11 protein-coding genes, 1 tRNA gene and 1 pseudogene are annotated in these 15,530 nt (G+C 40.3%); 3 read left to right on the top strand and 10 right to left on the bottom strand.

Annotated features, from left to right (window positions below; all coding sequences use genetic code 11):
• Positions 1-96 precede the first annotated feature (96 nt).
• From FTT70_RS02200 to efp, 10 genes and pseudogenes are all read right to left on the bottom strand, one after another.
• Positions 97-1,419: an NCS2 family permease gene (locus FTT70_RS02200; protein WP_180168227.1), complete on the bottom strand. Its 1,323-nt coding sequence runs from the start codon at positions 1,417-1,419 to the stop codon at positions 97-99.
• 418 nt (positions 1,420-1,837) lie between these two features.
• A complete protein-coding gene (locus tag FTT70_RS02195) occupies positions 1,838-2,017 on the bottom strand; it encodes a hypothetical protein (RefSeq protein ID WP_004971601.1) in 180 nt (59 codons plus the stop codon).
• Positions 2,018-2,133: 116 nt separating this feature from the next.
• A pseudogene (locus tag FTT70_RS02190) lies at positions 2,134-2,670 on the bottom strand (ABC transporter permease); the annotation flags it as partial.
• A 225-nt stretch (positions 2,671-2,895) separates the two neighbouring features.
• A tRNA-Val gene (locus tag FTT70_RS02185) sits at positions 2,896-2,972 on the bottom strand.
• A gap of 32 nt (positions 2,973-3,004) precedes the next feature.
• The gene (locus FTT70_RS02180; protein ID WP_179989321.1) at positions 3,005-5,032 is read right to left on the bottom strand and encodes a DUF3488 and transglutaminase-like domain-containing protein; all 2,028 of its coding nucleotides are present in this window, start codon (positions 5,030-5,032) and stop codon (positions 3,005-3,007) included.
• 5 nt (positions 5,033-5,037) lie between these two features.
• On the bottom strand, positions 5,038-5,946 hold the full coding sequence (locus FTT70_RS02175; RefSeq protein ID WP_179988350.1) for a DUF58 domain-containing protein: 909 nt from the start codon (positions 5,944-5,946) through the stop codon (positions 5,038-5,040).
• Between the two features lie 7 nt (positions 5,947-5,953).
• On the bottom strand, positions 5,954-6,913 hold the full coding sequence (locus FTT70_RS02170; RefSeq protein WP_096901148.1) for a MoxR family ATPase: 960 nt from the start codon (positions 6,911-6,913) through the stop codon (positions 5,954-5,956).
• Positions 6,914-7,070: 157 nt separating this feature from the next.
• The gene (locus FTT70_RS02165; protein WP_171324790.1) at positions 7,071-7,376 is read right to left on the bottom strand and encodes a YbdD/YjiX family protein; all 306 of its coding nucleotides are present in this window, start codon (positions 7,374-7,376) and stop codon (positions 7,071-7,073) included.
• A 10-nt stretch (positions 7,377-7,386) separates the two neighbouring features.
• Positions 7,387-9,486 (bottom strand): carbon starvation CstA family protein, encoded by a 2,100-nt coding sequence (locus FTT70_RS02160; RefSeq protein WP_004971612.1) that lies wholly within the window; start codon positions 9,484-9,486, stop codon positions 7,387-7,389.
• Positions 9,487-9,752: 266 nt separating this feature from the next.
• Entirely contained in the window at positions 9,753-10,322 is a 570-nt protein-coding gene (efp, locus tag FTT70_RS02155) for an elongation factor P (RefSeq protein ID WP_004971615.1), read from the bottom strand.
• Positions 10,323-10,634: 312 nt separating this feature from the next.
• Between efp and epmB the strand changes: the two genes are divergently transcribed.
• From epmB to FTT70_RS02140, 3 genes are read left to right on the top strand one after another with little or no spacing between them, the layout of a single operon-like run.
• Positions 10,635-11,651 (top strand): EF-P beta-lysylation protein EpmB, encoded by a 1,017-nt coding sequence (gene epmB, locus FTT70_RS02150; protein WP_180168226.1) that lies wholly within the window; start codon positions 10,635-10,637, stop codon positions 11,649-11,651.
• A gap of 14 nt (positions 11,652-11,665) precedes the next feature.
• On the top strand, positions 11,666-13,411 hold the full coding sequence (locus tag FTT70_RS02145; RefSeq protein WP_180168225.1) for a GTPase: 1,746 nt from the start codon (positions 11,666-11,668) through the stop codon (positions 13,409-13,411).
• A complete protein-coding gene (locus FTT70_RS02140; RefSeq protein ID WP_180168224.1) occupies positions 13,393-15,516 on the top strand; it encodes an EAL domain-containing protein in 2,124 nt (707 codons plus the stop codon). The genes FTT70_RS02145 and FTT70_RS02140 overlap by 19 nt, the downstream gene beginning before the upstream one ends.
• The last annotated feature ends 14 nt before the right edge of the window (positions 15,517-15,530 follow it).

Genomic DNA, 15,530 nt, shown 5'->3' with positions numbered 1-15,530 from the left:
CTGTCCTTTTTGCTATTTTATGGGAGAATTTTAAAAAATTGATCAAAATAAAAAAGGGTGCAAACTGAGTTTACACCCCTTTTCAGTTTAAGAATATTAACCGCCAAACATGGCAAATTTTAATGCCCAAAGTGCAGCAATAATCCACACCATATAAGGTACAGACTTGGCTTTGCCAGTGAGTAGTTTAATCAGCGCATAGCTAATAAAGCCCATAGCGATGCCATCGGCAATAGAATAAGTAAATGGCATGAACACGAGGGTTAAGAATGCAGGCACGGCTTCGGTGATGTCATCCCAATCAATATGCACAATGCCTTGAATCATCAACACACCCACAAATAACAAGGCAGGTGCAGTCGCAAAACCTGGTACCGATTGCGCAAGTGGTGCCAAGAACAAACAGGCAATAAACAACAAGCCAACAATCACTGCGGTTAAGCCTGTACGACCACCCGCTGCAACACCTGCAGATGATTCAATATACGGCGTTGTTGAAGATGTACCCAATGCCGCACCTGCAACAATTGCAGAAGAATCGGCAAAAAGCGCTTTTTTCAAACGAGGTAATTTGCCATCTTGTAATAAGCCTGCGCGGTGTGAAACACCCACTAAAGTGCCTGTGGAGTCAAATAAATCGACCAAGAAAAATACGAAAATTACACCAATTAAACTTGCTGTAAATAGACCTTCAAAGTCCATTTGCATGAAAGTAGGGGCAAGAGATGGAATTTCACCAACCACTCCTTTAAATTCACTTAAACCTAAAGCTGTTGAAATCGCAGTTAGCACCAAAATACTGATGATAATTGCACCACGCACTTTAAAGTGATGCATCACCACCACCATTAAAAACCCCAATAGCGCTAAAAGTACAGTGGGTTGTTTTAAGTCACCTAAGCCCACCAAAGTCGCAGGATTATCAACAATAACACCTGCATTTTTTAGGGCGATTAAAGCTAGGAATAAACCAATACCACCGCCAATGGCTAGTTTTAATGACATGGGAATGGCATTAACAATGGCTTCACGGATTTTAAACATGCTAATGGCAATGAAAATAATCCCTGATACAAAAACTGCAGCCAAAGCCGTTTGCCAAGGCACACCCATGCCTAAACAAACCGAGTAAGTGAAATAGGCGTTTAGCCCCATGCCTGGTGCGAGTGCGATTGGGTAATTGGCAACAATTCCCATCACCAAGCAGCCAATAGCTGCGGCTAAACAGGTGGCGACAAAGACAGCTCCATGATCCATTCCTGTTTCAGATAAAATCATCGGATTGACAATAATGATGTAACACATGGTTAAGAATGTGGTTACACCCGCCAAAATCTCGGTACGGAATGTGGTCTTGTTTTCGCTTAATTTGAATAAGCGCTCAAGCATTCCCGCTGAGGATGGATTAGGAGTCGTCATGACCTAGCCCCTGTAAATAAACTGAATTTGCAGCATGACGCAATTTTAAGTCAGCACTTAAAAGCCTGTGTCAGTTGCGGCAATGGATTTGCCCAATGAGCATGTAAAATTACATGAAAAAGATAAACTTAATTCACAATCAAGCATTTGATTTTATCAAAATCAAAAATTCGGAATGCTAAATAAAAAAGCCGCATAAATTTTATGCAGCTTTGTTCATCTTTTTTTTACTTCAGTCACTCTCAAAAGTAATGCCTTTGAGTTGTGATGAAGCAGTTTCAATTGGCAAATTATACCATAGGGATTTTTTAAAAATTCTAGTTTTTTGAATTAAAGATAAAATTTTACGATAAAGTGAAGCACACAAAAGTGTGATGAATAAAGCAATTACCACACATTATGTTAGAAATTTCTACGCTTATTCTGTGACTTGCAAAATCTGTGGTGTAGCCGCTTCTGTTTTTTCTAGCGATAAATTTGCAGATTCAGTCAAAACTCGGTTCAGTTCTGCCTGCTTTCGCGTTTCCTCTTCCAAGTAAACGAGATAACCTAATAAAACGACCAACACCACCAAAACTGGCACAAGAATGTGTTTCATGTCATTTACTTTTATTGAACAATTTTCATACATATTAGCAAAAATTATGCGCGGTGTAACTCTTAATACGCCCCAGTCAAAATTTGTGCTTCAGCGATCAAACTCAATCTATTACATTAAGCCATTGTATGAATGGTATTTTTAAAACGTTTCCAAGATACATAGAAAAATGTTGTTGCAATTGCGATTAACCATAGAAAGGAAGGCCAGACCACATCCAATCCTGCATTTCGGTATAAAATTGCTTGCGCCAATGTTACAAAATGCATTGTCGTTGCAATCAACATGATATTTTGAATAATTTCTGGCATGCTTTCTCGTGGTGTACTTGCCCCAGACAACATTTGCAAGGGAATCAGAATAAGCATCATCAGCAAACCGAATTGCGGCATCGATTTAGACACGGTTGCCATATATATACCCATTGAGGTTGTTGCAAATAAGGTCAGCAAGGCTCCAAAGAAAAATAACAGCAAACTTCCTTCTATGGGTACCTGTAATGCCCCCTGCACCACTACTTTTAAGCCTAAAAAAGCTGCTAAAAGCACCACAAGGCTCATCGATAAAACCTTTGCCAGCATAATTTCAAAAACCGTGACTAGCATAACCGTTAAATGCTTAATGGTGCCATGTTCTCGCTCACGAATCAGTGCACAAATGAAATGTGGAAAGAGGCTTCAAAGCTCTAGTGCAAAATAAAAACCAATTAGTGCAAAATAAGCCGAAAACTTACATGTGTACACCACTGTGTACATATTTTTAAACTATAAGCGAATTTATGTATCTTTAAGAAAAGCAATAAAAAAGCCCTAAATCGTTATAATTCAGAGCTTTATTACTTATATGAAGTTATGTAACAACATATAATTTTAATGTATTGGTAGGCATATCCAGACTCGAACTGGAGACCTCTACGATGTCAACGTAGCGCTCTAACCAACTGAGCTATACGCCTAAAGTGCTTCGCATCATATTCAGTTTTGATTTTTAAGACAAGTCCTTTCTGTGTTTTTTCAACACATCCGAGCAAGTTTTAAGCAAATCAAAAAACACCTGCTCTGAAACACGGTCATGTTCAGGCGCATAAGAATATTGTTGATAGCACACGCCTAAACGCTTAAATGCCTCTTGTTCATTTGCATCTACCTGCGCTGCTAAACGCTGCATCCACACACTCACTGTTTCTGCATCCTGTTTTTGCAACTGAGCGGGCAATCTTTTAGAAAATTTGTCTAAGGCACGATTTATGCGAGAACCTTGCTGACGTTTTTTCCAAAAAATCCAGCCAAAATACCCTGCTAAGATCATGAGAATACTTGAAACCAACACCGCTGCCAAAGCATAGTTTGAGTGCAGCCCTAAGCGTCCAAACCAGTGACGCTGTGACTCGGCATCATAACCCACGACCTTGCTTTGCCATTGATAACTTGCATAATCACTCCACACCCGTAAAGAACGAATAAAATTAGAATGTTGGTATTGCCACATTTGTGTGTCAGCACCCAAAACGGCCCGATCATCTGCCATTAGGTTTTGCATACCATCATCTATACGTTGAGGTGCAATGATGGCTGTCGGGTCTATGCGTACCCATTGTTGATTGAGCAACACTTCTGTCCAAGCATGTGCATCTTGCTGTCGTACTTCCCAGCTTTGTCCATCGGGTGCAAGTTCCCCACCCTGATAGCCCACGACTACACGCGCTGGAATCCCGACATAACGCATCAATAAGGCAAAACTTGAGGCATAATGTTCACAAAAACCTTGCTTACTCTGAAACAAGAATTCATCGACTCGGTTTTGTCCGAGCATTCCAGGTTTTAAGGTATAACTAAAGCCATTATTGCGATACCACTGCAATACATTCTGCACGTAGCGTTCAGGTTGTTGCTGACTTTGAGCAAACATCTGCAGGGCAAATTGCTGAGCTTTTGGGTCAGATTGCGTCTGTACCTGAACATTTAAACGCTGGCTAAAGCGTCGATAACGCTCGTTCTGTGCATCATCCCCTTGAATACGTGCGGATTCCCCAACCCACTGCAAAGCAATCGGTTGAATCCGACCATTTTGACGCTGTGGCACCATACTCCAATCACGGCGTAATACATAACCGTGTTGATTCGGTACAGATTTTTCCAGCGCCATAATCCACTGTGCACGTGGGTCTGCTGCAATATATTGATACTGAAAATCGACTTGCTCTGGCTGTAATTGTGCTGCCTGAACGGGTTGTTGATTGCTAAAATTGCTTGTCCATGTGCGACCATCATATTGATCAAGTACCATCGCCCGCCAATATAGTTTTGAACGTGGCGGCAGTTGCTGCATATTCCCCACAATACGAAATGCCAAAGCAGAAGATTGTGATAATTCGGCAATATCACCCGGTGACATCGTGTCACTAATACCTGTCACGCCTTTGGCATCAGGAATAGGTACATGCCACAATGGCGGTAAACGTGGAAAGAATAAAAACAATAATAAAAAGAATGGCAAAGCGTATGCGATAAACTTGGCGACATTTTTAAGGTCATGCTTTGCATCTTGCCTGCTCGAATGACGCGACGCATAATCTGAAAATGCACTTTTTTGAATCCGATATAACCCAATTAAACAACTGATTAAACATAGAATGACCAACACGGTCATCCACATGCTCTGGCTGTATAAAAATGAACTGGCGCTCACAAAAAGCGCAAAATTAAATAAAATAATCAGGTCGCGCTGAGTATGACTTTCTAAAGCTTTGGCAAACAAAAAGGTGCTTAATAAGGCAACCCCTGCCTCTACACCAATCAGGCTTTTATAACTCAAATAAATGCTGGCTAAGGCACAACAGGTCAATCCATAAGTCCAAACTTTAGAAATACGCGCTGTCTTGTTTTTATAGTGAAGATACAACAGCAACAACATGAGTCCGAAAATGACACTCAATGCCACAGGGCTAAACAGCATGTGAGCAGCCAAAATTAAGATCAGGCTAAGCAGAATAGATTGCTGAATCGAATTGTGCATGATCATCAAGCCTGTGCCAAAAGAATTTTTGCCTGTTTCAACTGCCGCTCGCCTACGCCTTTTTCAAGGGTCGCATGCGGCAAAAACATCGCATAATTCAACTGTTGTTGTTCACATTGTTCAACTAAGCCCATCATCAAACTTAGTTTTTCTTCGTGGGTCGGTGCAGGCATGTGTTCATAGTGAATGTCGATACTCTGTTGATCCTGATATTGTTCAAAAACTTTCACATATAAGCCCTGACCGCGTGCCGCTTGCTTCCACGACACGGCTTGTAAGGAATCGCCCAATTGAAAATCACGCAGCTCACGAAACTCGTCTAAATCGGGTTGAAAGCTGTGTTGATGCTGTTTATTCTCTGCGCTATACATGGCGGCTTTGGGTGCCACCCACGCGGTACGTGACAAATTCAAATAAGTCCACGCACGTACCAAGCCAAAAGGATAAACCGAATAAATGTGTAAATAAGGATAATGAAACTGCCCACGTTGCGCTGCAAAAAATGTCAACACATACTGCTGCTGAGTGTCTTGAATAAGAACCTTTTCTAATTGATGATCGGCTTTAATCCATAAATAGCGTGCCTGCGCGACCTCTTGTTTGAAATGCAATTGTAATTGCAATACTTCACCTACTTGCCCAACTTCGGTGGTCACAATTTCAATCTCTAATTCATGCAGCTGCTTAAAGGTCAAATAAAAACTGATACATAAAATGGCACTGATCAAAAAGCAAAAGCCTAAAATCAGGTTATTGCCATAATTCACGCCTGCAATAAACGTGATCAAAATCAGCACTAAATACAGATAGCCCTGTTGGTAAATAAAAACCAAAATATCTTTTTGTTTTAAGGCCCTGTGTCGATCAAATTTAAAACGTGTCTTGATCCAGTTTTGCCATGCCTGCTTAAACATGCGTGTACTAACTCACTTTAACCTGTTGCATCACATACAAAGTTTCTGCCTCACTCAATCCAATACGATGTGCAGCAACTGCCACAAATACCGCTTGAATATCATCGGCAGTGACAAAACTACGTTGCTCAATTAGAGCATGTGCTTGTGCTGCTTTTTTCAATGCCAAAACACCACGGGTAGATAATCCGTGACGCGCTTTACGGGTTTCTGTGGCTAAGTCGAGTAAGTAATCTAGCGCGGTATCTGACACATAAATTTCCGTGACCAATTGCTGTAAATTTAAAATTTCTGTTTCAGTAAAAATATGGGCCAAACTGGCAATCAGCGCATGTCTGGAGTTTTGTTGCAGCAACATTTTTTCAGCAAAACGCGATGGATAACCCAAAGACAGACGCATTAAAAAACGATCAAGCTGTGATTCTGGCAGCGCATAAGTACCACTTTGAAACAGTGGATTTTGTGTGGCAATCACCCAAAAAGGTTGCGGCAAGCTATAACGCACACCATCCACCGTAACCGCGCCTTCTTCCATCGCTTCCAACAAGGCACTTTGGGTTTTAGGCGAACAACGGTTAATTTCATCTGCCAATAAAATTTGGGTAAAAATAGGGCCTTGCTTAAACTCAAATTGATGTTCTTTTTGATTAAACATATTCACGCCAATCACATCACTGGCCAGCATGTCATTGGTAAACTGAATACGCTGAAATTGCAGACCCGCCAAGTGCGATAAGGCACTCGATAAAGTCGTTTTACCTAATCCGGGTAAATCTTCAAAAAGCACATGCCCGCCCGCCAACAAACAACTTAACGCCAATTTGGTCTGCTGTTCTTTATCTAAAATAATGGTATTAATTTCAGTCAAAAAAGCCTGAATTTTTCCAGCATAAGATTCAATCTGTGCATTGAGCTGTTGCTGCGCTTGCGTCAGTTGTTGTTTTTGAACTTTTTCTGTACCCCAAATCACAGTAAATCCCCTTATCCCCAATAAAAAACGGCGCATGTTTAAACATACACCGTTTTGCTAAATTTCCAAAGAAATCCTCGAGATATTCTAAACTGCCTAAAAAAGTAAGTTTTAAACAGCTCGTATCTCTATACGTTTCCATCGTGATACGGGATTAACACGGACACTTTTTCAAACCACCTTTTGCCGATGGATAACGCGCATCGACACAGTAGCGATAAAAAGTCTTCGGATCCATGGCTTCTAAATCTGGATGATGCTTACGCATGTGTTCCAAATAATTCTGATAATCGGGTACACCGACCATTAAACGAAAACTTTGTTGCAAACGCTGCCATAAAGTAGCGATACGCGACCAGTTTTTCGGATTCAGAATCAAATCCTTTTGCGACATGATGGTCATTTTAATGATGTTGTAAATCACCGTTTTACCCTGTTGGGCAAATTTAAGCTTAATCATGTGCTCACTCCTAATGACCACTATTCGGCTGAATCGTTTCAGGATCACGATAAATCGCTTCAGCTTCATGTACAGTTGGTGTTGGACTTGCCAAGGCACGACGAATCACCCCAATGGCAGCGAACAACATCACAAATGCCACAATCATAAAGAAACCACATAACACAGCATTAATTTGATTGGACATGACAATGGTTTGCATTTCAGTCACTGTTTTTGCAGGTGCTAAAATTTCATTGCGTTGAATTGCAGCATTGAAACGATCTGCTTGCGCCAAGAAACCAATTTTGGGATTGTCGTGGAAAATCTTTTGCCAACCTGCAGTCATTGAAGTAATGAACAAGAAAACTGTAGGGATAATCGTCACCCAAACATATTTTTCTTTTTTCATTTTAAACAGAATCACTGTACCTAAAATGAGCGCCATCGCTGCCAAAATTTGGTTACCAATACCAAATAGAGGCCATAAGCTATTAATACCGCCTAAAGGATCGACCACGCCTTGATAGACGAAGAAACCCCAACCAGCCACCGCAACTGCTGTGCCAAGCAAGTTACCAAAGAAGTTATGTGAATTTTTCACTGCAGGAATAACAATACCTACAGTATCTTGCACCATAAAACGGCAAGCACGTGTGCCTGCATCTACTGCAGTTAAAATAAATAAGGCTTCAAATAAAATGGCAAAGTGATACCAGAATGCCATCATTGAGCGGTTATTAAAAATCTCGGTGATGATATGTGCCATACCAATTGCAAACGTTGGCGCACCACCCGTACGTGACAGAATCGAGCTTTCACCGACTTCTTTTGCCAAAATGGTTAAAGCCTCAGGAGTCACTACAAAGCCTAAATTTCGTACCGCTTCTGCTGCACTTTCCACCGTTGTACCTAAAACTGCAGTGGGTGCATTAATGGCAAAGTACACGCCTGGGTCTAGCACCGTGGCACAAATCATTGCCATGATCGCCACGAAAGACTCCATCAACATGCCGCCATAACCAATCATCCGAATGTCTTTTTCGTTATTGACTAGTTTTGGCGTCGTACCTGAAGACACTAAGGCGTGGAAACCTGAAATCGCACCGCAGGCAATGGTAATAAATAAGAATGGGAACAATGAACCCGCAAATACTGGCCCTGTACCATCAATAAAATGGGTCACCGCAGGCATCTTCATTTCAGGCATTGCAAACACAATCCCGACAGCCAAACCCGCTATAACACCAATTTTTAAGAACGTCGATAAATAATCACGTGGCGCCAATAACAACCACACTGGCAAAACTGAAGCAATAAAACCGTAGGCAATTAAACACCACGTTAATTCTGTGCCACTTAAAGTAAATAAAGGCCCCCAGAATGGATGCTGTGCAACATTTTCACCATAAATAATACCCATCATCATCAGGACAAAACCAATAATGGAAACCTCAGCAATTTTCCCCGGGCGAATAAAACGCATATAAATGCCCATGAAAATCGCAATTGGGATGGTGGCTGCAATACTAAATACGCCCCACGGACTATTGGTTAAAGCTTTCACGACAACCAAAGCGAGTACGGCAAGAATAATCACCATCACGCCCAGCGCACCCAGCATGACAATCACACCAGCAAATGAACCCAACTCTTGTTTTGCCATTTCTCCCAAAGAACGCCCATCACGACGTGTAGAAATAAACAAAACCAAAAAGTCTTGGACTGCACCTGCCAACACCACCCCGACTAAAAGCCAGATCGTGCCGGGTAAATAACCCATTTGTGCTGCAAGAATAGGCCCAACTAAAGGGCCTGCACCTGCAATCGCGGCAAAGTGGTGACCAAATAACACACTTTTATTGGTGGGCACATAATCTAAACCGTCAGCCAAACGATGTGCGGGCGTTAAGCGTCGCTCATTTAACTCAAATACTTTGGTGGCAATAAATAAACTGTAGAAGCGGTATGCAATGCTATAGACACAGACCGCAGCTAAAACTAACCAGACTGCATTGACGTGTTCGCCTCTACTGACTGCCAATATCCCAAAAGATACTGCACCCAATATAGCGACCAAAAGCCATATAATTTTTGAAGTCAGACCAGACTTCGGTTGAACTGTTTCCATGTCAATCTCTCTTCTTGTTACATTTTTTAAGTGTTACTTTTATTGTCGAGATGTAGCTTTATTTCCTAAATCCTTGGTTGATCCTGCTCCTTTTATTTTGATGTCTGCTGCCCTTACATCCATAGTGTGCGCTACCGTACACTTAAATGGAGCACCAACAGTTTCCTATACTTTTCACCTATTCTTTTACCACATAATCAAATCAACAAAAAAGGGGGATGACGCGAATCATCCCCCTCTTTTACTTATGATTTATCAATAAATCATTATGCGCGTTCTAGGTATTCACCTGTACGTGTATCTACACGAACGCTTTCTTCTTGCTGTACGAATAAAGGAACACGTACCACTGCACCTGTTTCTAATTTCGCTGGTTTACCGCCACCACCAGAAGTATCGCCACGTACACCCGGATCAGTTTCGACAATTTTTAATACCACGAAGTTTGGTGCGTTTACAGTTAAAGGCACACCGTTAAACAACATAATGGTACATTTTTCGTTTGAATCATCTTTTAACCATTTTGCAGCATCGCCCATTGCGGTTTTGTCAGCAGCAATTTGCTCAAAAGATACAGGATCCATGAAGTTCCACATTTCGCCATCGTTGTAGAGGTATTCCATTTCTACTTCTACAATGTCAGCTGCTTCTAGTGAATCACCAGACTTAAATGTTTTTTCTAAAACTTTACCAGAACGAAGGTTACGAAGTTTTACGCGGTTAAACGCTTGACCTTTACCTGGCTTTACATATTCATTTTCCATGATTGAACATGGGTTACCATCAAGCATAACCTTAAGGCCTGACTTGAAATCATTCGTAGAATAATAGGCCATGACTGGCACACTCCAAACTGACTAACTTAACTATTTATGTTACAAAGCAAATGACCAACGCAGCTTTGCGATGCTCGCCATCTTGCAACATCTTTTTTCATCGGACGTATTGTAAATGAGCAAGCCATAACGAAGCAATGAAAATCCACTACCGATCACCTCAAGATATCAGTAAAATCAGCTGTTTTGTAATGATTCTGATTCAAAGCGATTAATCATTCGCGGCATTCACGCTCAATGAACAAAGAATTCATCTACGCTAAATAGATGTGTACTTGGTTCCTTTCACCTCATATTTAAATCTTTTCTGGCATGATCAACTACCTGTACCAAGAACAAAACTGGCAATCTCAACTCAGTGACTTGATCACCGACCCACGCGAATTGTTAAATATTTTAGAGCTGTCTGAACAGCAGTTGCTGTCAGGTGCTTTACTGGCATCCAATCAGTTTAAATCGCGTATCCCGCGTGCATTTGTGGCCAAAATGCAAAAAGGCAATCCACTCGATCCTTTACTGTTACAGGTTCTGCCGCATCATTTAGAACTGGAAGATCATCCTGGATTTGTGACCGACCCTTTGGGTGAGGAACAAGCCAATCAACAACCTGGAGTCTTACACAAATATAAATCACGCTTTTTGCTGACCTTGACTGGTGCTTGCGCAGTACATTGTCGTTATTGTTTCCGCAGGCACTTTCCTTATCAGGAAAATCTGCCAAAAACTGAAGACTGGGACAATATCCGTAATTACATTGAAAGTCAGCCCGATATTAATGAAGTGATTTTAAGTGGTGGCGACCCGCTCACTTTGTCAAATCGTAAATTAAATATCTGGATTGAGCGATTGGCGTCTATTCCGCAAATAAAATTTTTGAGAATTCATTCACGAGTTCCGATTGTTATTCCCAACCGTGTCGATGAATCGCTGATTTCCTTACTAAAAAATAGTAGGCTGCGTATTATTCTAGTGGTACACTCGAACCACGCATCAGAATTAGATGACTTTACCTGTTCGCAACTTGCCAAGTTAGTCGAACAAAACATCACCGTTCTGAATCAAGCAGTCTTATTAAATGGGGTCAATAATTCTGCTCAGGTCTTGGTCGATTTAAGCTATCGTCTTTTTGATGCAGGGGTGATGCCTTACTATTTACACGTGTTAGATAAAGTAAAAGGAGCGCATCATTTTGATTTAATGCCGCAAGACATTGATCACATCTATAAAGAGCTTTTAGCGAACTTACCCGGCTATTTAGTTCCTAAACTCGTTAGGGAAATTGCGGGCGAAAAAAACAAGACACCGCTTTTTGGGGTTTCAACTTATTGAGTTAAATAACAATCATGAATATGAATACTTCAGATCTTTTTCTAGTTCCCAGCGAACTAAAGCTGGAGCAATTGAGTTTTTGTCAAAATACGGTTAAAAGCATTCAGGCATGGGCAGCGGATTTATCCATTTTACAATTGGGTGATTCTTCCCAAGCTCTATTTAATGCACTTTTAGAAATTTCAGAACTGAAATGTCAGGAAACATTACGTTTTGACTTAATTCAAGCTATTCATCCGACACTTGAAAATGTGCTTACCAGTCTGGAAAAGCATTTTTTCAACCAGGCTTTGATTAGTAATGACCGCAACGATCATATTATTGAACTCGCGCTGTTATTACGCAGTCATTTCGCCAAAGTCTATATTAATATTTCCCGACGTAGCCACCAACAACTCACCCAACAAAAATTTTCTTTATTTGCCTTTAATTTAAAAAAGAACTTACAAACTGCACGAGTTCTATCTAGCTATTATGCTTTACAACAATTAGCTCTACTGCGCTATCAACAACACATGCTTTATAGCCACGCCTTGCCAAATCAGTGGTTAATTGCACACCAACTTTTAGATACAGCCATTCAACAACATTATTATTTAAATAATATTAATCAGTTACAAGGCACACAACATCAACTGATTAATATTGCTCAAGCCTATGCACAGCTGATTTTATTGGAAATTTTCAATACCCATCAAATTCGACCTGCAGAAATTCAAGGCTTATATCTCTGTAGCTTTGATTGGGCAAAACTGATTCAAGTTTTACCCAAAGAAACGACGCTTTCACGTTATGTGGTCGATGCAAGCAAAGATCATCCACCTATTTACAATACGCACCAAAGCCAAGGTTTTCATGCCAATATTTTTATTGCAACTCAACCCCTACTCGATCATTTAAATGAAGTTCAAGGTCGTAAAGGTGAACATTTATCACGCAATGAAAAGCTATTCTTAACCCCTGCTTTGCATTTCCATTTGCACAATATTTTGACCAATACAGCAGAACGTGTGCATGAGCGTTATGAATATTCGGCACGGATTAAAATTTGCTTTGGTTTGACTGTGGCACATTTTTATCTGTCTAATGGTAAAAACTTCAATGAAACACTGGCTTTGGGCGATAACTACCAATTCCAGAATGAAAGCCAGTTTATCAATGCCATGCATACCAACTCTACGGTAGATATTAGCGCTGTTAAAACCTTAGACCGTGAAGCCAAACAAATTTACAATGCCGATGTTTTAGATATTAGTGTCAATGGCTATCGTATTAAATGGACGGGTGAAACACCGAAAAACCTTAAAACAGGTGAATTTATTCTGGTTCAGGAAAATAGCCAAAGTCCGTGGCGCGGTGGTGTCATTCGCTGGATTAAACAATCTGCCGAAAAAAGTTTAGAACTTGGCTTGGAAATTTTAACCCAAGATATTTACCCTTGTGCTGTTTTTGTTAAAACAGATCGACATACGGGACATTACCATCCAGCATTATTGGTACAAAGTACTCAGGTCGATGAAGTCAATACCTCATTGATTTTGCCAAGTCTGCAATTATTACGTGACAAACAAACCGTACAGCTACGTTTAGGCGAAGAAGAACTTAAAGTGTTCTTAATTAAGCCGTTATTGATTACCCAAAGCTTTATGCGCTTTGATTTTGAGTTGTTGAATGACCAACAACAGCCTTTACTTGATGGTTTTATTCAGAAACAAGTGAATGAAGTTAAAAATCACGATTTATGGGAAGCATTAAAGTGAGAAATCCATTATTGTCTAAAAAGCTCAAACGTACCGAAACACGTTTACTCATAATCGATGACAACCAAATACGTTTTAATCAAATTTGTGAACAACTCACTGCAAATGAGCACCGTGTTCAGGCTTATCTATTAGATGACATTAAAAACTTTGAAAAACAATTACATTTAACTTGGGATTTGGTGATTTTTGGTCGTGCTTATGACCTAAAAGTCGATCAGGCACTCACTTTAATTCGTGCATCACAGCAACCAAATTTACCGCTACTTTTGCTCAAACCAGACGATTACGATGCCACTCAATACACCAGTTATGTGCGCAAAGGCATCTATGACATTATCAATTTAGATTATCCTGAGCGCTTCTATTTTGGCTTAATTCGCGCACTGTCTTTTAGTCGCTTACAGCAGTCACAAGAACAACTCATGACTGAACTGGAAAATGCGCAATCACAAGCACAGGCGTTGGTCGAAGACAGCAGCAAAGCTGTGGCCATTATTCAAGAAGGGATTCACGTCCAAGCCAATGCTGAATATTTACAGCTATTTGGTTTAAAAAGTGAAGATGACATTATTGGCTTACCACTATTAGATTTATTACAACCGCAAGATATTACAGATTTTAAATTCCGCTTTAAGAAAGTCAGCCAAGGACAATTTGAACACGGCCGTTTTGATATTCATAGCCAAAACCCGCTATTAGCAAAACAAAACCCACTCAAAATTGAATTTATTGGAGCAGCTGACGACGCCATACAAATCACCATAGATATTGAAAATACGGCGCAAAATACATCCCCTGCTCAAACGACAGCAGACAAAGCAGCGGCAAAACCAAGCACATACCAATTGGTAAATCGCACTTTAGCCAAACAGCCTTCTAGTGCCAATGCTTTGGTGGTGTTTTCTTTGGCGAACTGTCCTGAATCAATTTTCCAAGCCGACTGGCAAACCACAAAAAATTACTTTACCAACATTCAAAATTTTTTAAAAGAACAGACCAATGTACCATTATTTAATGTGAGTAATGGTTTAGTGGTTGGTTTGTTCCAAGCAGAATCGCCTGCAATTTTAGAATCGAAACTGATTGGCTTAAATTCACTCACGAAACCGCAATTACTTACGGTAGATCAACATACTTACCCACTTAATTTGCGTATTGGTTATGTGCCATTCACTCCAGACATTCAAAATGAAAGCAGTTTTGAGCAACTGATTAGCCAAGGTTTTGCCAACGCATTACCACAACAGCAAGAACAACATAACTCAGGTTTAACCTTAGACTTGTCCTTTGGTGAATCTAACTTAAATGTAATTGAATCTGCTGCAGCCGTACCACAATCGTATAGTGAATCTGCGATTATTGCAGCGATACGTCAAAGTCTTGATCGTGGTGAAATTCATCTGAAGTATCAACAACTTTATGATAAGCAAGACACCAATTTATATACCTATGAAGTAACTAGTGGCTTTATTTTCAATAGTGAATGGAAATCACTGACAGGCTTAATAGATTTGGCTGAAGACCCAGAATTATCCATTAAACTGGATCGTTGGATTTTGGTCGAAGCTTGTAAACAATTGCACAACTTCATCACCCAATATCCTGAAGCGAAGCTGATTATCAATTTAAACAAATTTGTTTTATTACAAGACCGCAGCTTCCCTGAGTTTGTGTCTAAACTGATAACGATTATTGGTAGCCGCCTCAGCCATCCATTAATTTTGCAATTCTCTGAAGAAGACATCAGCCAAAACTTAGGTGATGCGCAGAAACAAATCAGTTTATTACGTCAGCACGGCGCTGAAATTTCTCTGCGTGATTTTGGTCATTCGATTTATAGTGAATCTATCTTGAAACAAGTCGATATTCACTACTTGACCTTGCACAGTGCACTGACTGAAAAACTGGCTGCTGATGACTCGACGCAAGAATTACAGGAACAATTGAGCATTTATAGTGAAATTAAACCTGTAGAAGTGTTATTGCGTGACTTAAATGATATGAACCTGTTTGCGAATGCGTGGAATGTCGATGCGCGCTTTATTCAGGGTGATTATTTCCAGAAAAAACTCGATCATTTAATTGATGTGCAAGACCAATAAGGTCTTGTGCATTA

The organism is Acinetobacter sp. YH01003 (assembly GCF_013420525.1).
GTDB classification, from domain to species: Bacteria; Pseudomonadota; Gammaproteobacteria; order Pseudomonadales; family Moraxellaceae; genus Acinetobacter; species Acinetobacter towneri.
This window is presented reverse-complemented; position numbering and strand designations above follow the sequence as displayed.